The sequence below is a fragment of the Nocardioides montaniterrae genome (genome assembly GCF_054782655.1).
This window is the reverse complement of record NZ_BAAGSB010000011.1, coordinates 13,716-37,934: the sequence shown is the minus strand read 5'-3', so window position 1 is coordinate 37,934 and position 24,219 is coordinate 13,716. Positions and strand designations below refer to the sequence as shown.

23 protein-coding genes are annotated in these 24,219 nt (G+C 69.8%); all 23 read left to right on the top strand.

All coding sequences use genetic code 11. From position 1 onward, the window contains the following. Positions 1–9 precede the first annotated feature (9 nt). The 23 genes from ACYVJ3_RS14145 to ACYVJ3_RS14035 all read left to right on the top strand — a co-directional run bounded on the left by ACYVJ3_RS14145 (position 10) and on the right by ACYVJ3_RS14035 (position 24,164). Positions 10–1,296 (top strand): glycosyltransferase, encoded by a 1,287-nt coding sequence (locus ACYVJ3_RS14145; RefSeq protein WP_460853681.1) that lies wholly within the window; start codon positions 10–12, stop codon positions 1,294–1,296. After that, complete coding sequence (locus tag ACYVJ3_RS14140) at positions 1,296–2,894, top strand: ArnT family glycosyltransferase (RefSeq protein ID WP_460853680.1); 1,599 nt, start codon at positions 1,296–1,298, stop codon at positions 2,892–2,894. Before ACYVJ3_RS14145 ends, ACYVJ3_RS14140 begins: the two co-directional genes overlap by 1 nt. Next, complete coding sequence (locus tag ACYVJ3_RS14135) at positions 2,891–4,027, top strand: glycosyl hydrolase family 8 (RefSeq protein ID WP_460853679.1); 1,137 nt, start codon at positions 2,891–2,893, stop codon at positions 4,025–4,027. Before ACYVJ3_RS14140 ends, ACYVJ3_RS14135 begins: the two co-directional genes overlap by 4 nt. Further along, a complete protein-coding gene (locus ACYVJ3_RS14130) occupies positions 4,024–4,488 on the top strand; it encodes a GtrA family protein (RefSeq protein ID WP_460853678.1) in 465 nt (154 codons plus the stop codon). Before ACYVJ3_RS14135 ends, ACYVJ3_RS14130 begins: the two co-directional genes overlap by 4 nt. A gap of 58 nt (positions 4,489–4,546) precedes the next feature. Further along, positions 4,547–6,646, top strand: a complete 2,100-nt coding sequence (gene uvrB / locus ACYVJ3_RS14125; RefSeq protein ID WP_460853677.1) for an excinuclease ABC subunit UvrB — start codon at positions 4,547–4,549, stop codon at positions 6,644–6,646. Between the two features lie 184 nt (positions 6,647–6,830). Then, positions 6,831–7,604: an MlaE family ABC transporter permease gene (locus tag ACYVJ3_RS14120; protein ID WP_460853676.1), complete on the top strand. Its 774-nt coding sequence runs from the start codon at positions 6,831–6,833 to the stop codon at positions 7,602–7,604. Next, entirely contained in the window at positions 7,604–8,443 is an 840-nt protein-coding gene (locus ACYVJ3_RS14115) for an MlaE family ABC transporter permease (RefSeq protein ID WP_460853675.1), read from the top strand. The genes ACYVJ3_RS14120 and ACYVJ3_RS14115 overlap by 1 nt, the downstream gene beginning before the upstream one ends. Continuing rightward, positions 8,443–9,780 (top strand): MCE family protein, encoded by a 1,338-nt coding sequence (locus ACYVJ3_RS14110; RefSeq protein ID WP_460853674.1) that lies wholly within the window; start codon positions 8,443–8,445, stop codon positions 9,778–9,780. The genes ACYVJ3_RS14115 and ACYVJ3_RS14110 overlap by 1 nt, the downstream gene beginning before the upstream one ends. Beyond that, the gene (locus ACYVJ3_RS14105; RefSeq protein WP_460853673.1) at positions 9,777–10,850 is read left to right on the top strand and encodes an MCE family protein; all 1,074 of its coding nucleotides are present in this window, start codon (positions 9,777–9,779) and stop codon (positions 10,848–10,850) included. Before ACYVJ3_RS14110 ends, ACYVJ3_RS14105 begins: the two co-directional genes overlap by 4 nt. Further along, the gene (locus ACYVJ3_RS14100) at positions 10,850–11,848 is read left to right on the top strand and encodes an MCE family protein (RefSeq protein WP_460853672.1); all 999 of its coding nucleotides are present in this window, start codon (positions 10,850–10,852) and stop codon (positions 11,846–11,848) included. Before ACYVJ3_RS14105 ends, ACYVJ3_RS14100 begins: the two co-directional genes overlap by 1 nt. Then, positions 11,845–13,068, top strand: a complete 1,224-nt coding sequence (locus ACYVJ3_RS14095; RefSeq protein WP_460853671.1) for an MCE family protein — start codon at positions 11,845–11,847, stop codon at positions 13,066–13,068. The genes ACYVJ3_RS14100 and ACYVJ3_RS14095 overlap by 4 nt, the downstream gene beginning before the upstream one ends. Then, positions 13,068–14,402, top strand: a complete 1,335-nt coding sequence (locus ACYVJ3_RS14090) for an MCE family protein (RefSeq protein ID WP_460853670.1) — start codon at positions 13,068–13,070, stop codon at positions 14,400–14,402. Before ACYVJ3_RS14095 ends, ACYVJ3_RS14090 begins: the two co-directional genes overlap by 1 nt. After that, a complete protein-coding gene (locus ACYVJ3_RS14085; RefSeq protein ID WP_460853669.1) occupies positions 14,399–15,667 on the top strand; it encodes an MCE family protein in 1,269 nt (422 codons plus the stop codon). Before ACYVJ3_RS14090 ends, ACYVJ3_RS14085 begins: the two co-directional genes overlap by 4 nt. Continuing rightward, positions 15,664–16,278 carry a hypothetical protein gene (locus ACYVJ3_RS14080; protein WP_460853668.1) on the top strand — a complete coding sequence of 205 codons (615 nt, stop codon included), beginning with the start codon at positions 15,664–15,666 and terminating at the stop codon, positions 16,276–16,278. The genes ACYVJ3_RS14085 and ACYVJ3_RS14080 overlap by 4 nt, the downstream gene beginning before the upstream one ends. Beyond that, positions 16,275–17,012, top strand: coding sequence for a hypothetical protein (locus ACYVJ3_RS14075; RefSeq protein WP_460853666.1), 738 nt, complete (start codon positions 16,275–16,277; stop codon positions 17,010–17,012). Before ACYVJ3_RS14080 ends, ACYVJ3_RS14075 begins: the two co-directional genes overlap by 4 nt. Before the next feature lie 49 nt (positions 17,013–17,061). Next, complete coding sequence (locus tag ACYVJ3_RS14070; protein ID WP_460853665.1) at positions 17,062–18,021, top strand: NAD(P)/FAD-dependent oxidoreductase; 960 nt, start codon at positions 17,062–17,064, stop codon at positions 18,019–18,021. 2 nt (positions 18,022–18,023) lie between these two features. Next, on the top strand, positions 18,024–18,500 hold the full coding sequence (locus ACYVJ3_RS14065) for a pyridoxamine 5'-phosphate oxidase family protein (RefSeq protein WP_460853664.1): 477 nt from the start codon (positions 18,024–18,026) through the stop codon (positions 18,498–18,500). A gap of 10 nt (positions 18,501–18,510) precedes the next feature. Further along, positions 18,511–18,711: a ferredoxin gene (locus tag ACYVJ3_RS14060; RefSeq protein WP_460853662.1), complete on the top strand. Its 201-nt coding sequence runs from the start codon at positions 18,511–18,513 to the stop codon at positions 18,709–18,711. After that, the gene (locus ACYVJ3_RS14055) at positions 18,708–19,619 is read left to right on the top strand and encodes a 3-oxoacyl-ACP reductase (RefSeq protein ID WP_460853661.1); all 912 of its coding nucleotides are present in this window, start codon (positions 18,708–18,710) and stop codon (positions 19,617–19,619) included. The genes ACYVJ3_RS14060 and ACYVJ3_RS14055 overlap by 4 nt, the downstream gene beginning before the upstream one ends. A gap of 10 nt (positions 19,620–19,629) precedes the next feature. Further along, positions 19,630–20,382 carry a glucose 1-dehydrogenase gene (locus ACYVJ3_RS14050; RefSeq protein WP_460853660.1) on the top strand — a complete coding sequence of 251 codons (753 nt, stop codon included), beginning with the start codon at positions 19,630–19,632 and terminating at the stop codon, positions 20,380–20,382. Between the two features lie 16 nt (positions 20,383–20,398). After that, complete coding sequence (locus ACYVJ3_RS14045; RefSeq protein ID WP_460853659.1) at positions 20,399–21,859, top strand: aldehyde dehydrogenase; 1,461 nt, start codon at positions 20,399–20,401, stop codon at positions 21,857–21,859. Then, positions 21,856–22,989 (top strand): phosphotransferase family protein, encoded by a 1,134-nt coding sequence (locus ACYVJ3_RS14040; protein WP_460853658.1) that lies wholly within the window; start codon positions 21,856–21,858, stop codon positions 22,987–22,989. Before ACYVJ3_RS14045 ends, ACYVJ3_RS14040 begins: the two co-directional genes overlap by 4 nt. Next, complete coding sequence (locus ACYVJ3_RS14035; RefSeq protein ID WP_460853656.1) at positions 22,989–24,164, top strand: hypothetical protein; 1,176 nt, start codon at positions 22,989–22,991, stop codon at positions 24,162–24,164. The genes ACYVJ3_RS14040 and ACYVJ3_RS14035 overlap by 1 nt, the downstream gene beginning before the upstream one ends. Positions 24,165–24,219: the final 55 nt, after the last annotated feature.

Genomic DNA, 24,219 nt, shown 5'->3' with positions numbered 1-24,219 from the left:
GGGGAAACTGTGTTCGTCACGTTGCTGTCCATCGCACTTGTCGTCGTCTCGCTCGGCCTCACGGTCGTCGCCTCCACCACCCTGTGGTGGATGCTGCACGCCTGGTGGGGTGCCGACGTCCTGGAGGCGACCGGCTTCCCGAGCCGTCGAAGGCTCACCGATCGCTCGTTCTCGTTGCTCGTCCCGGCGCGCCACGAGGAGGCCGTCCTCGGGCACACGCTCGACCGGCTCGCCGAGCTCGACCACCCCGCCTTCGAGGTGCTGGCGATCGTCGGCGACGACGACCCCGGCACCGAGGCGGTGGCCCGCGCGGCCGCCGATCGCCATCCCGGCATCGTCCGGGTCGTCGTGGACGGCCACGTGCCCAAGAGCAAGCCCAAGGCGATGAACACGGCGCTGCCGCTGTGCCGCGGTGACGTGGTCGGTGTCTTCGACGCCGAGGACGACGTGCATCCCGCGCTGCTGCGGCGGATCGACGGCGCTTTCGCCGAGTCGGGCGCCGACGTGGTGCAGGGCGGCGTACAGCTGATGAACCTGCAGTCGAGCTGGTGGGCGCTGCGCAACTGCCTGGAGTACTACTTCTGGTTCCGCAGCCGGCTGCACTTCCACGCCGCCCAGCGGTTCATCCCTCTCGGCGGCAACACCGTCTTCGTGCGCACGGAGCTCCTGCGTGCCGCCGGCGGCTGGGACGGCGAGTGCCTCGCGGAGGACTGCGAGCTCGGCGTCCGGCTGTCGACGGACGGCGCCGCGGTCGCGGTCAGCTACGACCCCGCCCTGGTGACCCGCGAGGAGACGCCGAGCTCGGTGCCGGCGCTGGTCAAGCAGCGGACCCGGTGGAACCAGGGGTTCCTGCAGGTCTACCGCAAGGGGGAGTGGCGGCGGCTGCCGTCGTGGCGCCAGCGTGCGCTCGCCCGCTACACGCTGGCGATGCCGTTCCTGCAGGCGATGACGGGGTTGCTGGTCCCGGTCTCGCTGGTCCTCATGCTCACCGTGCACGTCCCCCTGCCGGTCGCGATGGTGGCGTTGCTGCCGATCGTCCCGACGGTCGTCACCTTCGCCGTCGAGACCGCGGCGGTGGGCGACTTCGCCCGTTGCTACGGCCTGCCGGTCCGGCTGCGTGACTACGTGCGCGTGGTCCTGGGTGCGGTGCCGTACCAGCTGCTGCTCGCGTTCGCCGCGATGCGTGCGGTCGTCCGGGAGGTCGTCGGCAGCAGGGGCTGGGAGAAGACCGAGCACGCGGGTCTGCACCTCGACGCAGCCCGTACGCCGGCCCCGGTCGTCGAGGAGGCCGCCTGATGGCCGCCGTGATCGACCGCCCGCACGTCGACGTACCTCCGTCCCCGGAGGTCCTCGAACCGAGCCGCCCCACGCTGCGGGAGAAGCTGCTCCGCAACCGCGCGTCGCTGGCCGTCGTGGCCGCGTTGCTCCTGGTCGCCGGGACCGTCCAGGCATGGGGCATGTACGCCGCGCCCGAGCGGGTCGACGACGAGGGCACCTATGTCGCCCAGGCCTACGCGCTCGAGCACTTCCACCAGCTCGCGCACTACACCTACTGGTACGACCACCCGCCGCTCGGCTGGCTGCAGATCGCGCTCTGGACGACGCTGACCGACGGGTTCGGACGGGTGGTGCCGGCGGTGATGGCCGGCCGCGAGGCGATGCTCGTCGCCCAGCTGGTCTCGGTGGTCCTGCTGTGGCTGCTCGCGCGCAGGATGCGCCTGTCCCGGCCGGCCGCCGCCCTCGGCGTGCTGCTGTTCTCGCTGTCGCCCGTGGCGGTCGCCTTCCACCGGATGGTCTTCCTCGACAACGTCGCGATGCCGTGGCTGCTCGGCGCGTTCGTGCTCGCCGCGCCGCGACGGCGGGAGCTGATGTCGCTCATCGGTGCCGCGGCGTGCTTCGCGGTCGCGGTCCTGACCAAGGAGACGCTGGTCCTGCTGGCGCCGGCTCTGCTGTGGTGGGCCTGGTCGAACGCGCACCGCGCCACCCGGCGCTACACCTTCACCGTGGCCGGCTCGCTCTTCGCGATGCTCTGCCTCGGCTACGTCGTCTTCGCGGCACTGCGCGGCGAGCTCCTGCCCGGTGCGGGCCACGTCAGCCTGGTCGACGGCATCAAGTTCCAGCTGTTCACCCGCCAGTCGAGCGGCTTCGTCCTCGAGCGGGGGACGCAGGCGTTCGCGACGGTCGCGATCTGGCTCCACTATGACGCCTTCCTGCTGGCCGCCGGCGTGATCGCTGCGGTCGTCCTCCTCGGACACCGCCGGTTGCGTCCCCTCGCGTTCGCGCTCCTGCTCCAGGTCGTCCTGCTGCTGCGGCCCGGCTACCTGCCCGTGCCGTACGTCATCGGTCTGCTGCCGTTCGCGGCGCTCGCGATCGCAGCGTTCGTCGAGGTCGGCGTACGCCGGGGTGGCTGGCGTCGCTCGACCGCGGTCCTCGCGGCGGTGGCGGTGGCCCTGGTCGCCGTACCGTCCTGGGCGACGGGCCTGCACCGGCTGACGACCCAGGACCAGGACCGGCCGATGGCGAGCGCCGAGCGCTGGCTGGAGACGCACGCGCCGCGCAACGCGCGGCTGCTCGTCGACGACGCCGTGTGGGTCGACCTGGTGCGCTCGGGTCGGCCGCGTCAGCGTGTCGTCTGGTACTACAAGGCTGACACGGACCCGGCCGTGATGCGGCTGACGCCGCACGGGTGGCGCGACTACAGCTACGTGCTGGTCACCGAGTCGATGCGTCGCTCGCTCGCGACCCAGGGCACCGCCCCCGGCGGGGGCGCCTACCCGGTCCTGGTCGGCGCGTTCCAGCACTCGCGGCTCGTGTCGGCGTACGGCCACGGCATGGACCGGGTGGAGGTGCGCCGGGTCGTCGCGGGCCCGCAGAGGTCGGGGGGAGACCGATGAGCGGACTCACCAGAGCGGTGCCCCTGGTCGCGGCCGGCGTCGTCGCCGGTGCCGTCGGCTCGGCGATCGTCGCCGGCAGCGCCACGCACGTCACTGGCGGCCGCACGGCCGGCGAGGCGGCTGCCGGGACCACGACGGCCGCCACCACCCGCGACCGTGCGCGGGCGTTCCTGGACAGGTACGTCGACGACACCGGTCGCGTCGTACGCCTGGATCAAGGAGGCGACACCGTGAGCGAGGGGCAGGCCTACGCCATGCTGATCGCCCTCGGCATCGGCGATCGGTCCGCCTTCGACCGGATCTGGAGCTGGACCCGCGCCAACCTGCAGCGGCGCGACGGGCTGCTGAGCTGGCACTGGCGCGACGGTGCGGTCGTCGACCCGCAGAGCGCCGCCGATGCCGACCTGGACGCGGCCCGCGCCCTGGTCCTCGCCGGCCGGGCGTTCGGCCGGTCGGGACTGACCGTGGCCGGCAAGCGGCTCGGGACCGCGATCCTCGACCGGGAGACGGTGCGGTCGGCGGTCGGACGGCTGCTGCTGCCCGGGCCGTGGGCCGCGAGGACACCGCCGTACCTGGTGAACCCGAGCTACTTCTCGCCCGTGTCGGCGCGGGTGCTCCACCGTGCCACCGGTGATCGACGCTGGCAGCAGCTCGAGATCGGCGGCCGCACGGTCATCAGCCGGCTGGCGCCGACCCGCCGGCTGGTCCCGGACTGGGCGTCCGTCGGTCAGGACGGCTCGGTGCACGCCTCGACCGGGCCGTCGGGTGAGCCGGTCGTGCACGGCCTCGAGGCCGCCCGGGTGCCGCTGCGGCAGGTCGAGTCGTGCGCGTCGGCCGACCGGACCAACGCCGCCAGCCAGCGGCTCATCCTCGAGCGCGATGCCGACGCCCGTGCCGTCGACGACCTTCAGGGTCATCCGGTCGTGGCCTACTCGAGCGCCCTGTCGTGGTCGGCCCGGTCGGCCGTCGAGGCAGCCGCCGGCCGGCGTACGGCGGCAGCGGTGGCGCTCGCCGACGCCGACGTGATCAGCCGACGGGTCCCGACGTACTACGGCGACGCCTGGCAGGTGCTCGCCCGGATGATGCTCACCACGAGCAGGTTGGGCGGATGCCCGCTGGGGGTGGGCCGATGAGCACCGGCACGCGCGGTGAGGCCGCCCGCTTCGGCGTCGTCGGAGGCGCCGCGTTCGTCGTCGACCTCGGCGCCTTCAACCTGGCTCGCGTCGTCGTCGGGCTCGGGCCGCTGACCTCGAAGACCGTGGCCGTCGTCGTCGCCGCGACGTTCTCGTACGCCGTGAACCGTGCCTGGACGTTCGCCCACCGTGGTGGGCAGCGCGACCGGGTGGGGGTGGCGGGGGAGTACCTGCTGTTCTCGGCGCTGAACGTCGCCGGGCTGGCCATCTCGCTGGCGTGCCTCGGAACCAGCTACTACCTGCTGGGCCTGACGTCGGCGATCGCCCAGAACATCTCGGCGAACGTGGTGGGTGTCGTGCTCGGCACGCTCTTCCGGTTCTGGGCCTACCGGCGGTGGGTCTTCCCCGAGGTGCCGGCCGAGGAGCAGGAGGCCGAGGGCGAGCTGGCCCGGGCGGCCTAGGTCTCGATACGCGCGGTCGCGGCTCCTTGATGTCGGTGGAGGTCCGTAGGCTGGAGCCATGCGTCCGGTCACCGATCTCGAGCGTCGAGTAGCCCCGTTCAAGGTCGAGTCCGACTACCAGCCCGGGGGCGACCAGCCGGCCGCCATCAAGGAGATCACCCGGCGGATCGAGGCGGGGGAGCAGGACGTCGTGCTGCTCGGCGCAACCGGCACCGGAAAGACCGCGACGGTGGCGTGGGTGGCCGAGCAGGTGCAGCGCCCGATGCTGGTGCTGCAGCCCAACAAGACGCTCGCCGCGCAGTTCGCCAACGAGCTGCGGCAGCTCTTCCCCAAGAACGCCATCGAGTACTTCGTCAGCTACTACGACTACTACCAGCCCGAGGCCTACGTCCCCCAGACCGACACCTACATCGAGAAGGACTCCTCGATCAACGAGGAGGTCGAGCGCCTGCGGCACAGCGCCACCAACTCGCTGCTGACCCGGCGTGACGTGATCGTGGTGTCGACGGTCTCCTGCATCTACGGCCTCGGCACCCCGCAGGAGTACGTCGACCGCATGCTCCGGCTCAAGGTGGGCGAGGAGCACGACCGCGACTCGGTGCTGCGCCGGCTGGTCGACATCCAGTACACCCGCAACGACCTCGCCTTCACCCGCGGCACGTTCCGCGTGCGCGGCGACACCCTGGAGATCTTCCCGGTCTACGAGGAGATGGCGGTGCGGATCGAGTTCTTCGGTGACGAGATCGAGCGGCTGATGACGCTGCACCCGCTCACCGGCGAGGTGCTCACCGAGGACCAGGAGCTCCACGTCTTCCCGGCCACCCACTACGTCGCAGGACCCGAGCGCATGGAGCGTGCGATCCGCGGCATCGAGCTCGAGCTCGAGGACCAGCTGACCACCTTCGAGCGCCAGGGCAAGATGCTCGAGGCGCAGCGGCTGCGGATGCGCACGACGTACGACGTCGAGATGATGCGGCAGGTCGGCAGCTGCTCGGGCATCGAGAACTACTCGATGCACATCGACGGTCGCCAGCGGGGGAGCGCTCCCAACTGCCTGCTCGACTACTTCCCCGAGGACTTCGTGCTCGTGGTCGACGAGTCGCACGTCGCCATCCCGCAGATCGGCGGCATGTACGAGGGCGACATGTCCCGCAAGCGCAACCTGGTCGACCACGGGTTCCGGCTGCCGAGCGCGATGGACAACCGCCCGCTGCGCTGGGAGGAGTTCCTCGAGCGCATCGGCCAGACCATCTACCTCTCGGCCACGCCCGGCAACTACGAGCTCGACAAGGTCCAGGGCGACGTCGTCGAGCAGATCATCCGGCCGACCGGCCTCGTCGACCCCGAGGTCGTGGTCAAGCCGACCAAGGGCCAGATCGACGACCTGATCCACGAGATCAAGGAGCGGGTGGAGAAGAACGAGCGCGTCCTGGTCACCACGCTGACCAAGAAGATGTCCGAGGACCTGACCGACTACCTCCTCGACGCCGGCATCCGCACGCGCTACCTCCACAGCGAGGTCGACACGCTCAAGCGCATCGAGCTGCTGCGTGACCTGCGGCTGGGGGCGTACGACGTCCTGGTCGGCATCAACCTCCTCCGTGAGGGCCTCGACCTGCCGGAGGTCTCGCTGGTCGCGATCCTCGACGCCGACAAGGAGGGCTTCCTCCGCTCGGACAAGTCGCTGATCCAGACGATCGGCCGGGCGGCGCGCAACGTGTCCGGCCAGGTCCACATGTACGCCGACCGGATCACCCCGTCGATGGAGTCCGCCATCGAGGAGACCAACCGCCGCCGCGCCAAGCAGGTCGCCTACAACGAGGCGCACGGCGTCGACCCGCAGCCGCTGCGCAAGAAGATCGCCGACATCACCGAGATGCTGGCTCGCGAGGACGAGTCCACCCGGGAGCTCCTCGACAGCCTGCCGGCGGGCAAGGGCAAGAGCCCGACGCCGCGCCTGCGCTCCACCGACGTCGGTACTCACTCGCGCGACCTGGCCGGTCTGCCGAGCAGCGACCTGGCCGTCCTGATCCAGGACCTCACCGACCAGATGAAGTCCGCGGCCGCGGAGCTGCAGTTCGAGCTCGCCGCCCGGCTGCGTGACGAGATCGGCGATCTCAAGAAGGAGCTTCGCCAGATGGTGAACGCCACGAAGTGAGCGGCACACGGTGTCGCAATTGACTCCCGGGTAACGTCGTCGGGCCGGATCGTGTGAGCGTGACCGAGGCGGGCGCGGCGCAGTTAGTTGGTGTGGATCGCGTCACAAGCGGTCGCAGTGCTGTATAAACGAGAACACGTTCTACTATCGGGTGGGTCCCGACCGGCGAAAGAGGTGATCGAACGTGGCGCTGAGCGCTGTCTCGATCGTCCGTGGACCCGGTGAGATCGCCCTGATGGTCATCGAGGTCACCAAGCGCATCTTCACCAGGCCGTTCCAGTTCCGGGAGTTCGTCGAGCAGGCCTGGTTCGTCACCAGCGTGACGCTGATGCCGACGATCCTGGTCTCCATCCCGTTCGGTGCGGTGATCTCGCTCCAGGTCGGCAGCCTGACCGGTCAGCTCGGTGCTCAGTCCTTCGCCGGTGCGACCGCGGTGCTCGCCACCGTCCGCGAGGCAGCACCGATGGCCGCGGCGATGATCATCGCCGGCGCCGCCGGCTCGGCGATCTGCTCCGACATGGGTGCGCGCAAGATCCGTGAGGAGATCGATGCCATGGAGGTCCTCGGCATCGATCCGCTCGAGCGGCTCGTCGCGCCCCGCGTCGTGGCCACCATGTTCGTCGCCGTGATGATCAACGGCATCGTGATCGGCACCGGCATCGGCGGCGGCTACTTCTTCACCGTCATCGTCCAGGGAGGCTCCGCGGGAGCGTTCCTGTCCTCGTTCACCGCGCTGGCCTCGCTGCCCGACCTCTACATCGCGATGATCAAGGCGGCCATCTTCGGCTGGCTCGCGGCGATCATCGGCGCCTACAAGGGGCTCAAGGCCGGTGGTGGCCCGAGCGGTGTGGGCCGTGCTGTCAACGAGTCCGTGATCGTGGCGTTCATGGCGCTGTTCTTCCTGAACGCCGTCATCACCGCGATCTACTTCCAGGTCGCACCCCCGGCAGGTATCTGATGAGTGCCATCGGAGATCTGGCGACCGACGCCTACAAGTCCTCTCGCGCGACGATCGAGGGGTACGGCGATCAGCTGCTCTTCTACGTCAAGGCGCTCATGTGGGTGCCGACGACGGTCCGCAAGTACCGCCGCGAGGTCTTCAACACGCTGGCCGAGGTCGCCTTCGGCGCCGGCGGCCTGACCCTGATCGCCGGCTCGGCCGGCGTCATCGGCTTCATGGCCTTCTTCGCCGGCACCGAGGTCGGCATGCAGGGCTACGCCTCGCTGAGCCAGATCGGCGTCGCGAAGTTCAGCGCGTTCATCTCGGCGTACTTCAACACCCGTGAGGTCGCGCCGCTGGTCTCGGCCATCGCGCTGGCTGCCACCGTGGGCTGCGGCTACACCGCCCGCCTCGGTGCGATGCGCATCTCCGAGGAGATCGACGCGCTCGAGGTGATGGGTGTGCCGTCGCTGCCGTTCCTGGTCACCTCGCGGATGGTCGCGGCGTTCATCGCGATCATCCCGCTCTACATCGTCGCGCTGTGCGCGTCGTACCTCTCGCCGCGCCTGATCGTGACCCTGATCTACGGCCAGTCGGCGGGCACCTACGACCACTACTTCCTGGAGTTCCTGCCACCGGTCGACATGCTCTGGTCGTTCCTCAAGCTGGCGTTCCTGGCCGTCGCGGTGATCCTGATCCACTGCTACTACGGATACACCGCCTCCGGCGGGCCGGCGGGAGTGGGTCGCGCCGTGGGCCAGGCGATCCGCACCAGCATCGTCACCATCGTGGTGGCCGACTTCTTCCTGAGCTTCGCGATCTGGGGCTCCACCACCACCGTGAGGATCACGGGCTGATGGGGATGCTGGTCAACGTCCACCACGACACGGCGAAGGAGCACAACCGGCTCTTCGTCGCCGGGGTGGCGTTCCTGCTCGCGATCGCCACGCTGATCTGGCTCTCGGTCGCGATCTACAACAAGAAGTTCGACCACGTCACCATGGTGACCATCGATGCCGACCGGGCCGGACTGCAGCTCGCCCGCTTCGGCGACGTACGCCTCAACGGTGCACTGGTCGGGCAGGTGCGCGAGATCGGGCAGGCCGGCGACCACGCCTACATCAAGGTGGCGCTCGACCCCGACGCCGCCAAGCAGATCCCGAGCAACATCACGGTCAAGATCATGCCGACCACCCTGTTCGGCCAGAAGTTCGTCGAGCTGGTGCGGCCGGTGAACGCCTCCGCCACCCCGCTGGCCAACGGCGACGTGATCCCGGCGAGCCGGGTGACGACGAACGTCGAGCTGAGCCGCGTGCTCTCCGACCTGTTCCCGCTGCTGCGCGCGGTCCGGCCGGCCGACCTGAACGCCACGCTCGGTGCCATCGCCACCGCCCTGGAGGGCAGGGGCGACCAGATCGGCGCGACGATGGACAAGCTCGGGAAGTACCTCGGCGCCATCGGCGGGCAGCTGCCGACGCTCAAGCAGGACCTCATCGAGCTGGCGAAGGTCTCCGACGACTACGACGCCGCCGCGCCCGACCTCCTCGACACCCTCGCCAACCTCACCGTCACCGCGCACACGGTCGTGCAGAAGCGACGTGACATCGACGTCTTCTTCTCCGACCTGACCGGGCTCGCCGACTCCTCGCGCCGGCTGCTCGCGGCCAACGAGGCGAACCTGATCGACATGGGCCACGTCAGCGCCCCGGTGGTCGCGCTGCTGGCGCGCTACTCGCCCGAGTTCCCGTGCCTGATCAAGGGCGCGGCCAACTACGCGCCGATCCTGTCCAAGACCTTCGAGGGTGGCTGGGTCAAGCAGTACATCGAGTTCTTCAACCCGCAGTACCACGTCTACCGGGCCTCGGACGCGATCAAGTTCGGCGAGATCGGCCACGGCCCGTGGTGCGTCGGTCTGCCCAACTTCAAGATCCCGGCGACGCCGCACCGCCTCCACCAGGGCATCCAGCAGGCACAGCACCCGCCGACTGACATCACGCCGTTCAGCCCCTACATCCCGAGCTCGTTCACCGGCGGCTCCGCGGGCTCGGCCGGCGACCAGCAGATCCTCAACGCGATGCTCGCCGATCGGTCCGGCCACAGCCCGCGGACGTACGGCGCCCTCGGCTCGCTGATCTACGGCCCCGTCGTCCGGCACGGTGTGCCGGCGACCGCGGCACGGAAGGTGGGGTCGTGAACCGTCGCAACCTGACCACGCTGTCGGCCGGCATCAAGCTCGCCCTCTTCACCGTCGTCTCGCTGGTCGTCACCGGCACGCTGACGGTGATCATGGGCCACATCGGGCTGGGTGCCGAGCAGGAGTACAAGGCGATCTTCACGACCGCGAGCAGCATCAAGAAGGGCGACGACGTCCGGGTGGCAGGCGTGAGCGTGGGTGGCGTCAAGGACGTCGAGCACTACCACCGCACCGAGGCGATCGTGACCTTCAGCGTGAAGAAGGGCGTCCCGCTGACCACGGCCTCCACCGCCGACATCCACTACCTGAACCTGGTCGGCGATCGCTACATCGCGCTCGGCGAGGGGCACCCCGGTGCGGCGCCGCTGCCGGCCGGCGGCACCATCCCGGTCTCGCAGACGCAGCCCGCGCTCGACCTGACCACCCTGTTCAACGGGTTCAAGCCCCTGTTCGAGGCGCTCACGCCCCAGCAGGTCAACGACCTGAGCATGAACCTGGTCCAGGTCCTGCAGGGCGAGGGCGGCACCGTTCGGGGCCTGCTCGAGCACACGGCGTCGTTGACCAACACCCTGGCCGATCGCGATCAGCTGATCGGCAAGGTCGTCACCAACCTGACCTCGACGCTGAACACCGTCAACCAGCGCCACACGCAGCTCAACACCCTGGTGATCGAGCTCAAGGACTGGATGACGAACCTGGCCAAGGGCCGCCACACCATCGGCGGCTCGCTGGGCAACATCTCCCGGCTGACCGTGGCCGTGGCCGACCTGCTGCATCGGGGCCGCCCGCTGCTCAAGACCGACATCGCGGCGCTGCGCCGGCTGGCCACGCTGCTGAACCGGCCCGACCAGAAGGCCGACCTGGTCGACCTCCTCGAGCGCATGCCCGAGGTCATGTCCGACCAGACCCGCACCGGCACCTACGGCTCCTGGTACCAGTACTACATCTGCGGTGTCTCGGCGAAGATCACCCTCCCGCTGATCAGCAACCTGCCGATCGTGAGCGAGATCCAGAAGTACATCGCCAAGAACGACTTCCACTCCAGCGCGCCGAGGTGTCAGCTCCATTGATGGCGAACGCATCCAATGCCCGCGTGCTGCGGCTCGGCGTGATCACCCTGGTGCTCCTGGCGATCATCTCGGCCGCGACCTTCAACCTGGGCAAGTTCCCCGGGTTCCGCGGTACGACCTACTACGCCGACTTCAGCGACGCGAGCGGGCTGCACAAGGGCAACGTGGTCCAGGTCGGCGGCATCCAGGCCGGCCGGGTCAGCGACGTGACGCTCGAGGGCTCGCACGTGGTCGTCGCCTTCGAGATCGACGGTGACGTCGAGCTCGGCAGCGAGCCGAGCGCCTCCATCGAGGTCTTCAACCTGCTCGGCGAGAAGTACCTCAAGGTGACGCCGTCGGGCGGGGACCAGCTCGCGGACCGCGCCACGATCCCGCTCGAGCGGACGTCCTCGGCGTACGACATCGTGGGGGTGTTCAGCGACCTCACCGACACCACCGAGGCGATCGACACCACGCAGCTGTCCAAGGCGCTGGGCGTCGTGGGGGACACGCTCAACAGCGCGGCGCCCGAGGTCCAGGCCTCTTTCCAGGGCATCGCACGGCTCTCCCGGTCGCTGGCCTCGCGCGACAGCCAGCTGCAGTCCCTGTTCACGAGCTCGCAGCAGGTGAGCAGGGTGCTCGCGGCCCGCAGCGACGACATCGTGTCGCTGATGAAGAACGCCGACCTGGTGTTCAAGGAGCTCCAGAAGCGCAAGGTGGCGATCCACCAGCTCCTGATCAACGCCAGGTTGATGGCCCAGGAGCTCAAGGGCGTCGCGGCCGACAACCGAAAGCAGATCGGCCCGGCGCTGCAGCAGGTGCAGGGCCTGCTCGGCACCCTCGTCGCTCGCAAGAACCAGCTCAAGGCGACGCTCCACGAGCTCGGTCCCTACGTCTACATCCTGTCCAACATCCTCGGCACCGGCCCGTGGTTCGACGCGTACGCCTCGAACCTCGCCGCCGTCGCCACCGGTGAGTTCCTGCCCGGGATGACCGACGAGAACGGGAACGTCAAGTGATCCGCCACGTCTGGCAGCGCATCGACCGCCGGGTGGTGATCCTGGTGGTCGTGCTGATCGCGCTCGCCGCGCTGCTCAACACCGTGCGCTCGCCCCACCGTATGATCCACGTCACCGCGCACTTCGACCGCGCCGTGAGCGTCTACCCGGGCACCGACGTACGCGTGCTCGGTGTGAACGTCGGCAAGGTGACGTCGGTGACGCCGGAGGGCGACTCGGTCCGCGTCGGCATCGAGTACGACGCGAAGTACCGCGTCCCGGCCTCGGCGACCGCCGCGATCGTCACCCCGACGCTGGTCGCCGACCGGTTCGTGCAGCTCACGCCGGCCTACCGGCGCGGCCCGGTCATGCGCGACGGCACCGACATCAAGCGCCCGACGATGGTGCCGGTCGAGCTCGACCGCATCTACAACAGCCTCGAGACGCTGACCACCGCCCTCGGCCCGAACGGCGTCAACAAGGACGGCACGCTCAACCACCTGCTCCAGGCCGGCCAGAACGCGCTGGGCGGGCAGGGAGCCCGGGGTCACGACATGATCCAGCAGCTCTCCCGCGCGGCCCAGACCTTCGGCAAGGGTGCGGGACCGCTGTTCGACACGGTGTCGTCGCTGGCGAAGTTCACCGAGACGCTCGGACGCAACGACAAGCTGGTGCGTGCCTTCATGCAGGACCTCGCCGGGGTGTCGAAGACGCTGGCGGGGGAGAGCGGCAACCTGCAGCGGACCATCGCTGCGGTCGCGCAGGCCGTCGGCAGCGTCAAGGGCTTCGTCCACGACAACCGCGACGCTCTCGTCGCACAGCTCAAGAACATGTCGACGGTGATGGGCACGATCAACTCCGAGCGCACCAACCTCGACACCGCGCTCCGGATCGCGCCAGTGGCGATGGGCAACCTGCAGGCGTCCTTCGACCACCAGACCGGCACCGAGAACTCACGGGTCTCGATCGCCGGCTACGCCTGGGACGCCGACGGCTTCGTCTGCGCGCTGATCATGCAGAAGCCCGGCATGCCGGCCTCGCTCAAGAAGACCGCCTGTGACCTGGTCAGCCAGCTGATGGAGCCGTTGCTCACCAAGATCCCCTACTTCCCGCCGGACTACAGCCAGTTCACGCCGCAGGGCACCTCGGCGAAGAAGTCGCCGCTGGACCAGCGGATCACGCCGGTCTACAACGCCCAGCAGGACACCCCGTCGCTGTCGACGCTGATCGGAGGCAGCTGATGAACGCCCGGCCGGCTCGACTCGGTGTGCTCCTCGTCGTGGGAACGCTCGCCCTCGCGGGCTGCAAGTTCGACGGCGCCTACGACCTTCCTCTGCCCGGACACCCCGTGTCCGCGGGCGACTCGTTCAAGGTCACCGCGGACTTCAGCGACGTCCTCAACGTGGTGCCACGTTCGACGGTGATGGTCGACGACGTCGTCGTCGGCGAGGTCACCGACGTCGAGCGTGTCGGTTGGCACGCGGAGGTGACGATGCGCGTCAAGAAGTCCGTCGAGCTGCCCGACAACGCGATCGCCGAGATCAAGCAGGTCTCCCTGCTGGGCGAGAAGTACGTCGCTCTCGAGGCGCCCACCAGCGAGACGCCGACCGGCCGCCTGAGCGATGGCGACAACATCCCGCTCTCGGCCACCGGGCAGGACCCGGAGGTCGAGGAGGTCCTCGGTGCGTTGTCGTTCCTCCTGACCGGTGGTGGCGTGAGCCAGCTCGGCACCATCACCCAGGAAGCCAACAAGATCATGAGCGGACGCACCCAGCGGCTGCGCGGGGTGCTGAGCAACCTGGCGAGCGTCGTGAAGACGATCGACGGACAGAAGGGCGACATCGTCCAGGCGATGAGCTCGCTGAACAACCTCTCGACCACGCTCAACGGTGAGAAGGACGTCATCGGCAGCGCGCTCGATGCGACAGGTCCGGCGATCCGGGTCCTCAACAGCCAGTACGGCGAGATGATCCGCATGCTCGGATCGCTGAAGAAGCTCGGCGTGGTCGGCACCCGGGTCATCCGGGGGAGCAAGGCCGACGTCCTCAGCATCCTGAAGAACCTGGGCCCGGTGCTGAACAAGATCGCCGATGCCGGCAACAAGCTCGCGCCCGGCCTGAACCTGCTGGCGAGCTTCCCCTTCCCGAAGGCCGCCAACAACATCGTGCACGGCGACTACGCCAACACGATCGCGCGTGTGGACATCAACTTCGCCAACCTCTACTCCGCGCTCAAGCTGCCCGACATCCAGCTCGGCCGAGCGGCCACCGGCAACCGTGCTGTCAGCAGGTGCGTGTCCAGCAACCGTGTCCTGTCGACCAACTGCTCCGCGGTGCTCGGCAGCCCGACGATGACCGACAGCCTCAAGCAGGCGTGCAAGGACAAGCAGGCGCTGAGCAGTGCGGTCTGCCAGACGCTCGGGGCCGCTGGTTCGCTGAACCTCGGCAACCTGCTCGGAGCGCCCGGCATCCTCGGCAGCAACTACACCGGCACGACCGGCCTCTCGCGCGGGATCGTGGGTGCCGGCGACCAGCAGCCCGGCACGGTCACCCAGCTGTTCGGAGCGGGCGCATGACCAGGGGAGTACGGATCCGGCTGGCGGCGTTCGTCGTCCTGAGTGCCGTCGGTCTGGTGTACGTCACGGCGTCGTACCTCGGCATCGTCGACAGGATCACCGGCCGCAACATCACCGTCACCGCGATGCTGCCCGGGTCGGGCGGTCTCTTCGTGGGCAGCGAGGTGACCTACCGCGGCGTCAAGATCGGCAAGGTCGCCCAGGTCGTCCCGACCGAGACCGGCATCAAGGTGACGATGCAGCTGGAGCACGACACCAAGCTGCCGACGTCCTCACCGATCGCGGTGCACAACCTGTCGGCGGTCGGCGAGCAGTACCTCGACTTCGACCCGGCCAACGGCAACGGCCCGTACGCCGTGGACGGCACCGTCTTCCAGGGCGACCGGTCCTCGCTCCCCGTCGACGAGGGTGACCTGCTGGTCACGCTCAACAAGTTCGTCGACTCGGTCGACAAGAAGAGCCTGCGCAGCACCGTCAAGGAGCTCGGCGCGATGTTCCACGGGACCGGCCGCGACCTCCAGCGCCTCCTCGACGGCGGCACGGTCTTCATCGACCAGGCGTCGCGGCACACCAAGGAGACGGTCGCGCTGCTGCACTACGGCCTCAAGGTGCTCAAGACCCAGAGCGGGCAGAAGGAGAACGTCCGCTCGTTCGCGGCCGACCTGAACACCCTCACCGGAGCCCTGCGCGGCAGCGACAAGAACCTGCGCGAGGTCATCTCCAACACCCCCGCGGCAGCCCGCGAGCTGCAGGCGCTGATGGAGGACCTCGGTCCGGTGCTGCCCGGCCTGCTGACGAACCTGATCGGCGTCGGCTCGGTCCTCGACGCGAACCGGCCCGGCATCGAGCAGCTGCTGGTGACCTACCCGCCGCTGCTGGCCGCGGGGCCCACCGGATCGACCAAGGACGGCTGGGGACACATCAACGTGCAGATGGACTACAGCGTCCCGCCGTGCACCAAGGGCTACAAGCCGCCGTCGGAGTGGCGCTCGACGCAGGACCTCACCGACGCGCCGACCTACCCGGCCAAGTGCGAGTCTCCGCTTCCGTTCGAGCGCCGCGGCTCCGACGCCGCGCTGGCCTACACCGCGGGCCTGAACAAGTCACCCGCCCGTGACTACAGTGGCAGCGCCGGGACGAGCACGCTCCCCGGCGTGGTCGACCGCAACGGACGCGCCATCAGATATCAGACGCCCGGCAACCTGTCGGTATTGGGAGGAGACGCGTGGAAGTGGCTGCTGGTGGGCCCGGTGGCGGGCCAGTGACCGAGGTGCCGACCACGTCGACCGAACCGACGACAGATCGCAGCCGCATCCGCCTCAACCTCGCGTTGTGGCTGGGCGTCCTGCTGGTGGCGGGTGCCGCGATCTTCCTCGGCGCGAAGATGTACGACCAGCACCAGCGCGAGCAGGCGCCGACCGTCGACGCCGGCAGTGACGTCGGCAGCGGTGTGGTCCAGGCGATGGACGAGTCGCCGGCCTCCGACCAGCAGCGCATCGCGGACGTCCTGGTGGCGAGCACCAAGTTCGTCAACGCGTTCACCAACATCGACTACAAGACCGCCGACTCGACGATCGCGGCCGTTCGCTCGATGACGACCGGTGCGTTCCGGGCGCAGTACGACAAGTCGGTCAAGGGGACCAAGACGCTCCTGCAGCGCCTGCACGCGACCTACCGCTCCGAGGTCGTGTACGCCGGCTACACGACCGGCGACGCAGACTCGGCGACCACCGTGCTGGCGACCCAGGGAACCGTGTCCAGCGACATCACCCACAAGCAGGTCGCGGCGCACAACAACCAGATCAAGGTGGACCTCGCCCGGTCCGGTGGCCGCTGGTTGGTCAACAACGTGACGTTCATCGGGGAGGGGTCATGAGCCAGCCCAAGCGGCGCCCGGCCGGATCCCGGCCCGTGACGTCCCGGCCCCGCAAGATCGCGGGGCGGGTCGACGTACCTCTCGACGAGGGTGACCAGGTCGAGCGGGTCGCGGCACCCCGCAAGCAGCTGACCTCGGCACAGCCCAAGCCGCCGCGGCAGCCGCAGGAGCCCGGTGGCTTCCTGGTGCTGTTCGCGGGCGGACGGCTCACCCGGGTCCTGATGGTCGCGCTCGGCGTCCTCGCGCTCGTGGTCGCCGGTCAATGTGCCTGGTTCGCCGTGCACAAGGACCGTGCTCCCCACGTGCCGACGGGCCAGATCGCCGTTCCGTCCGGCCGGCCCGTGATCCTGAACCAGACCGACGTCGACGCCGGCGTCGACCAGGCGGCGAAGGACGCGGCCACCGCGGTCAGCCTGCACTGGCAGCACTTCGACGACGACGTCGCCAAGGCGGCCGACCTGATGACGTCCGACTTCGCGACCAAGTTCAAGCAGACGACGTCGGACGCCAAGGCCCAGTCGATCGCCAAGAAGGTCGACGTCGACGCCCGGGTGACCTACCAGGGCGTCGTGCGCGCCAACCGCACCCAGCTCCAGGCACTGGTCTTCCTCAACCAGTGGATCAGCAAGGGCATCGGCAAGGACCGCCGGATGACCCTGACCCCCTACCGCCTGCTGGTGACGATGGTGCACACCAACACCGGCTGGCTGATCGACAACATCGACGCGAAATAGGAGCTGCCAGATGCAGACAGCCGGAACTAGAACACGTTACAGTTCCGGCGTGGACTGCGACCTGGTGATCGTCGGTGCCGGCCCGACCGGCCTGTTCGCGACGTACTACGCGGGCTTCCGCGGGATGCGCGTCGCGGTCGTGGACTCGTTGCCCGAGCTGGGTGGCCAGATCACCGCGATGTACCCCGAGAAGCAGATCCTCGACGTGGCCGGGTTCCCGACCGTCAAGGGCCGTGAGCTGGTCGCGGGCCTGGTGGAGCAGGCCGACACGGCGGGGGCGACGTACCTCCTCGGCCGGACGGCGACCTCGCTCCTCACCGACGACGAGGGCCTGACGCTGACCCTCGACGACGGCACCGAGGTGCGCGCGAAGGCCATGCTGATCACCGCCGGCATCGGCAAGTTCAGCCCGCGTCCCCTGCCGGCCGGCGACGACTGGCTGGGGCGCGGCATGGAGTTCTTCGTGCCGAGCTTCGAGCCGTACGCCGACAAGGACATCATCATCGTCGGCGGCGGCGACAGCGCCTTCGACTGGGCCGCGAGCCTGGAGCCGATCGCCCGCTCCATCACGCTCGTGCACCGTCGCGACGCCTTCCGGGCACACGCGCGGACGGTGGAGCAGGTGCGCGCGTCCTCCGTCGAGATCCTCACCAAGGCCGAGGTGACCAAGCTGATCGGCGGTGAGGCCGTCGAGGAGGTCGAGATCTCCGTCGACGGGGTCACCCACACGCGGCCCGCCCAGGCCGTCGTCGCGGCACTCGGCTTCGTCGCCGACCTCGGGCCGCTGCAGCAGTGGGGCCTGGAGACCGCGAAGCGGCACATCGTCGTCGACCCCTCGATGCGCACCAGCCTGCCGCGCGTGTTCGCCGCCGGCGACATCACCGAGTACGCCGGCAAGGTCCGTCTGATCGCGGTCGGGTTCGGCGAGGCCGCCACTGCCGTCAACAACGCCGCCGTCGTGGTCGACCCCAGCGCCCACGTCTTCCCCGGGCACTCCTCGGAGGGCTGATCGTGTCGGCCGGGACGGGCGGGCGCGACGGCGTACGCATGAACGAGGCGGAGGTCGCCGACCTGCTCGCCGAGAACCTCAAGGTGCAGGTAGCCTCGGTCGGCCCCGACGGCGCACCCCACCTGACCACGCTGTTCTACGTCGTGCGCGACGGGTCGATCGCGTTCTGGACGTACGCCGCCAGCCAGAAGATCCGCAACCTCGAGCGTGACCCGCGGGTCAGCGTGCTGGTCGAGGACGGGACCGACTACTTCGAGCTCCGTGGAGTCTCGATCCAGGGGCGTGCCGAGATCGTGCGCGACCCCGACCAGATCTTCGCGATCGGCTCGGCCGTCGCGACCCGGATGCTGGCCGCGGAGTCGTTCGAGGCGCTCGGCGACCTCGGTCGGCAGACCGTGGAGAAGCAGGCGACCAAGCGGGTGGGCGTCATCGTCCACGCCGACAAGGTCGCCACCTGGGACCACCGGAAGATGAGCTGAGGAGAAGCAAGTGGCGCTGAAGATCAAGGTCGACTTCGACCTGTGCGAGTCCAACGCGATGTGCGAGGCGTTGGCGCCGGACATCTTCGAGCTCGACGACAACGACTTCCTGGTCGTGCACACCGACGAGGTGACCTCGGAGAACGAGCAGCGGGCCCGTCAGGCCGCTGCGTCCTGCCCGCGCAACGCGATCGCGCTGGTCGAGGAGTGAGCGGCGAGGGATCGACCACGCTGGACGGCAAGGTCGCGATCGTCACCGGCGCGGGCGCCGGGCTGGGACGCGCGGAGGCGGTCGCGCTGGCGGCTGCCGGCGCACGCGTCGTCGTCGCCGACCTGCCGGGCTGTGCCGACGACACCGTCGCGGCGATCGAGGAGGCCGGCGGCTCCGCGGTGGCCGTCGGGGGCGACGTCTCCGAGCGGGCCACCGCCGACGCGATGATGCAGGCCGCGGTCGAGGGCTTCGGGGGGCTCCACATCGTGGTCAACAACGCCGGCATGACCCGCGACCGGATGCTGTTCAACATGTCCGACGAGGAGTGGGACGCGGTCATCGCGGTCCACCTGCGCGGGCACTTCCTGCTCTCGCGCAACGCCGCCTCGTACTGGCGCGAGACCGCGAAGGCCTCCGAGTCCGGCACGGTCTACGGCTCGGTCGTCAACACCGCGTCCGAGGCGTTCCTCGGCGGTTCGCCGGGCCAGGCCAACTACGCCGCGGCCAAGGCGGGCATCGCCGCGCTGACGCTGTCGACGGCGCGTGGCCTGTCGCGGATCGGCGTACGCGCGAACGCGATCTGCCCCCGGGCCCGCACGGCCATGACCGCTTCGGTCTTCGGCGAGGACACCTCCGGCCAGGCGGTGGATCCCTACTCCGCCGACCACGTCGCGCCGCTGGTCGCCTACCTCGCGTCGCCGGCCGCCGAGCGGATCACCGGCCAGGTCTTCGTCGTGTACGGCGGGATGGTGGCCCTCGTGGCCGCGCCGGTCGTCGAGCAGCGCTTCGACGCGTCCGGCGACCTCTGGTCGGCCGACGACCTCGACAAGCAGCTCGGTGGCTTCTTCGCCGATCGCGACCCGTCCGTCGGCTTCGCCGCCGACTCGATCATGCAGCTCACCGTCTGAAGGGCCTGGAATGCGTCTGGAGAACAAGGTCGCCATCGTCACCGGTGGCGCGCAAGGTCAAGGTGCGGCGATCGTCCGCGCGTACGTCGCCGAGGGCGCGAAGGTCGTCATCGCCGACATCGCCAAGGAGGCCGGTCAGGCGCTCGCCGAGGAGCTGGGCGACGCTGCCCACTTCATGGCGCACGACGTGAGCGACCCGGCCTCGTGGGCCGCCGTCGTCGAGGAGGCGAACACCCGCTTCGGACCGATCAACGTGCTGGCCAACAACGCAGGGGTGCTGCGCTTCGGCGACATCGAGCGGATGCCGCTCGAGGAGTTCCTCCTGCTGGTGAACGTCAACCAGGTCGGCACCTTCCTCGGCATGCAGGCCGTCGCCCGCACCATGCGCAAGAACGGCGGTGGGTCGATCATCAACGCCTCGTCGGTCGAGGGCCTCGCCGGCATGCCGTCCTGCACGGCGTACGCCTCCACGAAGTGGGCGATCCGTGGCATGACCAAGTGCGCGGCGATGGAGCTCGGCCCGAAGGGGATCCGGGTGAACTCCGTGCACCCCGGGATGATCGACACCCCGATGACGCGGGTCCACGGGGGCGACGCGGCGATGGAGTTCGGCGCCTCGAAGGTCCCGCTGCGGCGGGTCGGCACGCCCGAGGACATCGCGCCGCTCTACGTCTACCTCGCCTCCGACGAGTCCGGCTACGTCAACGGTGCCGAGATCGCCATCGACGGCGGCGTCACCTCCACCCACGCCTTCGGCGCCTAGGCAAGGCGGGCAGGCCATGACGCTCGACCGGGACGCCTTCTTCATCGGTACGACGTGGGCGCGGCCCGCGAGCGACGCGGTCCTGGAGGTGGTCAGCCCGCACACCGAGCAGGTGGTGGCCCGGGTGCCCGAGGGCACGCCTGCCGACATCGACGCGGCCGTGGCAGCCGCCCGCAAGGCGTTCGACGAGGGGCCGTGGCCACGGATGTCGCCCGCCGAGCGGATCGCGGTGGTCGAGGCACTCTCGGCGTCGTACGCCGCTCGCCTCGACGAGATGGCCCGCGTCATCTCGACCGAGATGGGCTCGCCGATCTCCTTCAGCCAGCTCGCCCAGGCGCCGGCGCCGTGGATGCAGATCGAGGCGTTCCTGGCCATCGCGCGGGAGTTCGCGTGGGAGTCGCGGCGGCCGGGCTCCCTGGGCTCCGACGTGATCGTCCGGCACGAGCCGGTCGGGGTCGTCGCAGCGATCCCGCCGTGGAACGTCCCGCAGTTCACGGTGCTCTCCAAGCTGGTGCCGGCGCTGCTCGCCGGCTGCACGGTCGTCGTGAAGCCGGCGCCCGAGTCGCCCCTGGACGGCTACGTCCTGGCCGAGGCGTTGATCGAGGCCGGTGTCCCCGAGGGGGTGGTGTCGATCGTGGCCGGCGGGCGCGAGGTCGGTGAGCACCTCGTGCGCCACCCGGGCGTCGACAAGGTCGCGTTCACCGGCTCCACCGCGGCCGGACGCAAGATCGGTGCGATCTGCGGCGAGCAGCTCAAGCGCGTCTCGCTCGAGCTCGGCGGGAAGTCGGCCGCGATCGTGCTCGACGACGCCTCGCTCGACGCGGTGGTCGAGGGGATGAAGTTCCTCGGTGTGATGAACTCCGGGCAGGCCTGCGTCGCCCAGACCCGGGTGCTGGTCAGCCGCGAGCGGCACGACGAGGTCGCCGCTGCGCTGGCGTCGGCCATCGGCTCGATGGTCGTCGGCGACCCGATGGACCCGGGCACCGAGATCGGCCCGATGGTCGCCAAGCGCCAGCAGGAGCGGGTGGCGTCCTACATCGCGCTGGGGGAGCAGGAGGGCGCCACGCTGCTCGCCGGCGGCCCCGGCATGCCGTCCGGGCTCGCGGCCGGCTGGTACGTCCGGCCGACCGTCTTCGGCAACGTCGACAACCGGATGCGGATCGCCCAGGAGGAGATCTTCGGTCCGGTCCTCTCGGTCATCCCGTACGACGACGTGGACGATGCCGTGCGGATCGCGAACGACTCCGACTACGGACTCGCCGGCACGGTCTGGACCGCCGACGAGGAGGCCGGCATCTCGGTTGCTCGCCGGGTGCGGACCGGGACCTACGGCGTGAACACCTACACGATGGACTTCGCGGCGCCGTTCGGCGGTTTCAAGGCCTCCGGCACCGGACGCGAGTTCGGCCCGGAGGGGCTGGCGCAGTACACCGAGCTCAAGTCCGTCTACCTGCCGCTTCCCGAGCCGACGCCGTGAGCACGGCCGAGGAGTTCCACCTGCAGCGGTCGGGACGCGACGTCGTCGCGCTGACCGGCCGGATGGAGGAGTGGCTGGCGACGCTCCTGCCCGCGGGCGCCGAGCCGGAGGTCGCGATCCGGGCCGGCATCGAGGCCAACGGCATGTCCTCGGAGACCGTCGTGCTCGACATCGCCTGGACCGACCCCGCGGCAGGCTCGGGGACCGCACGCCGCACGGGGGAGTACGTCGCCCGCGTCGCGCCCCGGACCGAGGACGTGCCGGTCTTCGCGGCGTACGACCTGACCGCGCAGCGCGAGGCGATGCGGCTGGTCGGCGAGCTGACCGACGTCCCGGTACCCGCCGTCGGCTGGAACGAGCCGACCGGCGAGGTGATCGGCTCGCCGTTCTTCCTCATGGAGCGCGTCGACGGCGTCGTGCCGCCCGACGTCCTGCCTTACCCGTTCGGCGACAACTGGCTCTTCGACGCCTCGCCCACCGACCAGCGCACGCTGCAGGACACCACCGTCGGGGTGCTCGCGCGGCTGCACGCGATCCCCGACCCCGCGACGACCTTCGGGTTCCTCGCGCCGCGCGAGCTCGGCGAGACGCTGCTCGGACGCAATCTCGCGCACGTCCGCGTCTGGTACGACTGGGCCGTCCCCGACATCGGGTCCTCGCCGCTGGTCGAGCGCGCTCTCGGCTGGCTCGAGGCCAACCTGCCCGCGACCGCCGAGGCGGTCCTGTGCTGGGGCGACGCCCGGATCGGCAACACGATCTACCGCGACTTCTCGCCGGTGGCGGTCCTCGACTGGGAGATGGTCACGCTCGGGCCGCGCGAGCTGGACGTGTCCTGGCTGGTCTTCGCCCACCGGGTGTTCCAGTCGATCACCGAGGTGATGGGCCTGCCGGGCATGCCGTCCTTCCTGGCGGAGGACGACGTGCGGGCGACGTACGAGGAGCTGACCGGGACCACCCTCGGCGACCTCACCTGGTACCACCTCTACAACGCGGTGACCTGGTGCGTCGTGTTCATGCGCACCGGCACCCGGCAGATCCACTTCGGCGAGATCGAGCGGCCCGACGACATCGAGACGTTGTTCCACTGCAAGCCCCTCGTCGAGGAGCTCCTCGCGCAGGTGGGCGCCTGATGGGTGTCGCGGGCGAGGTCGGCTCGCACGGCGAGTACGTCGGGATCGGGCCGCTCGACGAGTACCCGATCCACCAGCTCCCCCAGCCCGTGGCGTGGGGCGGTAGCAGCGACCGGCACTTCTACGACCGCTCGTACTTCAACTGCCACGACCGGTCCGGCGACATCATGGTGATCACCGGGCTCGGCTTCTACCCGAACCTCGGGACCAAGGACGCCTACGTCCTGGTGCACCGTGGCGACGAGCAGACCGCCGTGCACCTCTGCGACGCTGCCGATCCCCGCGGGGGCGACCGGTTGGAGCAGCGGGTGGGCGGCTACCGGATCGAGGTCGTCGAGCCGCTCCAGGAGCTGCGGATCGTGCTGGAGGAGACCGAGGGCATCGCGCTCGACCTGCGCTGGCGCGGCCTGCACCCGGTGCTTCAGGAGCTGCCGCACGTCATGCGCCAGGGACCCGGCACCGTCCTGAACGCCCAGCGGTTCGCGCAGGTCGGCAGCTGGGAGGGTGTGATCACGATCGACGGTGAGTCGATCGAGGTCACTCCCGACGTGTGGACGGGCTCGCGCGACCGTTCGTGGGGCATCCGCCCGCAGGGCGAGGCGTTGCCGGCCGGACGCCCGGCCGAGCCGGCCTTCGACGGCATGTGGTGGCTCTACGTGCCGATCGGGTTCGAGGAGTTCTGCCTCTGCGTGATCATCCAGGAGACACCGGACGGCTTCCGCACGGTCAACGACTGCACGCGGGTCTGGCGCGACGGGCGGGTCGAGCAGCTCGGCTGGCCACGGGTGGTCGTCCACTACACGCCCGGCACGCGCGTGCCCACGGGCGCGACGCTGCTGTGCTCGACGCCCGCGGGCAAGGAGGTGCGCTTCGAGGTGACCTCGCACCTGCCGACACCGATCCACGTCGGCGGCGGGTACGGCGGCGACCCCGACTGGGCCCACGGCACCTGGAAGGGCGCCGGGTTCAGCGAGCGGGTCACCTACTCGTTGAGCGACCCGGCCGTCGCCGGGCGGATCATGTTCGGCGTCATCGACCACGTCGGCTCGGCGACCGTCCACGGCCCGGGGGCGGGGGTGCCCGACGGGACCGAGGGCTGGGGGCTCTTCGAGCACGGCGCACTCGGCCGGCACGACCCGAGCGGGTTCGCGGACTGGTTCGACCTGGCGCCTTGAGGTCTCCGGGTTCCGTCGTACCTGATCTTTTGGCCCCGAAATCGGCCGAACTGGG

Excerpts from the sequence above, each read along its gene's own strand:
- ACYVJ3_RS14085 (WP_460853669.1), top strand. The coding sequence starts at position 14,399 with ATGACCAGGGGAGTACGGATCCGGCTGGCGGCGTTCGTCGTCCTGAGT.
- ACYVJ3_RS14110 (WP_460853674.1), top strand. The coding sequence starts at position 8,443 with ATGGGGATGCTGGTCAACGTCCACCACGACACGGCGAAGGAGCACAAC.
- ACYVJ3_RS14115 (WP_460853675.1), top strand. The coding sequence starts at position 7,604 with ATGAGTGCCATCGGAGATCTGGCGACCGACGCCTACAAGTCCTCTCGC.
- ACYVJ3_RS14050 (WP_460853660.1), top strand. The coding sequence starts at position 19,630 with ATGCGTCTGGAGAACAAGGTCGCCATCGTCACCGGTGGCGCGCAAGGT.
- ACYVJ3_RS14140 (WP_460853680.1), top strand. The coding sequence starts at position 1,296 with ATGGCCGCCGTGATCGACCGCCCGCACGTCGACGTACCTCCGTCCCCG.
- ACYVJ3_RS14035 (WP_460853656.1), top strand. The coding sequence starts at position 22,989 with ATGGGTGTCGCGGGCGAGGTCGGCTCGCACGGCGAGTACGTCGGGATC.
- ACYVJ3_RS14045 (WP_460853659.1), top strand. The coding sequence starts at position 20,399 with ATGACGCTCGACCGGGACGCCTTCTTCATCGGTACGACGTGGGCGCGG.
- ACYVJ3_RS14100 (WP_460853672.1), top strand. The coding sequence starts at position 10,850 with ATGGCGAACGCATCCAATGCCCGCGTGCTGCGGCTCGGCGTGATCACC.
- ACYVJ3_RS14135 (WP_460853679.1), top strand. The coding sequence starts at position 2,891 with ATGAGCGGACTCACCAGAGCGGTGCCCCTGGTCGCGGCCGGCGTCGTC.
- ACYVJ3_RS14075 (WP_460853666.1), top strand. The coding sequence starts at position 16,275 with ATGAGCCAGCCCAAGCGGCGCCCGGCCGGATCCCGGCCCGTGACGTCC.
- uvrB (WP_460853677.1), top strand. The coding sequence starts at position 4,547 with ATGCGTCCGGTCACCGATCTCGAGCGTCGAGTAGCCCCGTTCAAGGTC.
- ACYVJ3_RS14090 (WP_460853670.1), top strand. The coding sequence starts at position 13,068 with ATGAACGCCCGGCCGGCTCGACTCGGTGTGCTCCTCGTCGTGGGAACG.
- ACYVJ3_RS14130 (WP_460853678.1), top strand. The coding sequence starts at position 4,024 with ATGAGCACCGGCACGCGCGGTGAGGCCGCCCGCTTCGGCGTCGTCGGA.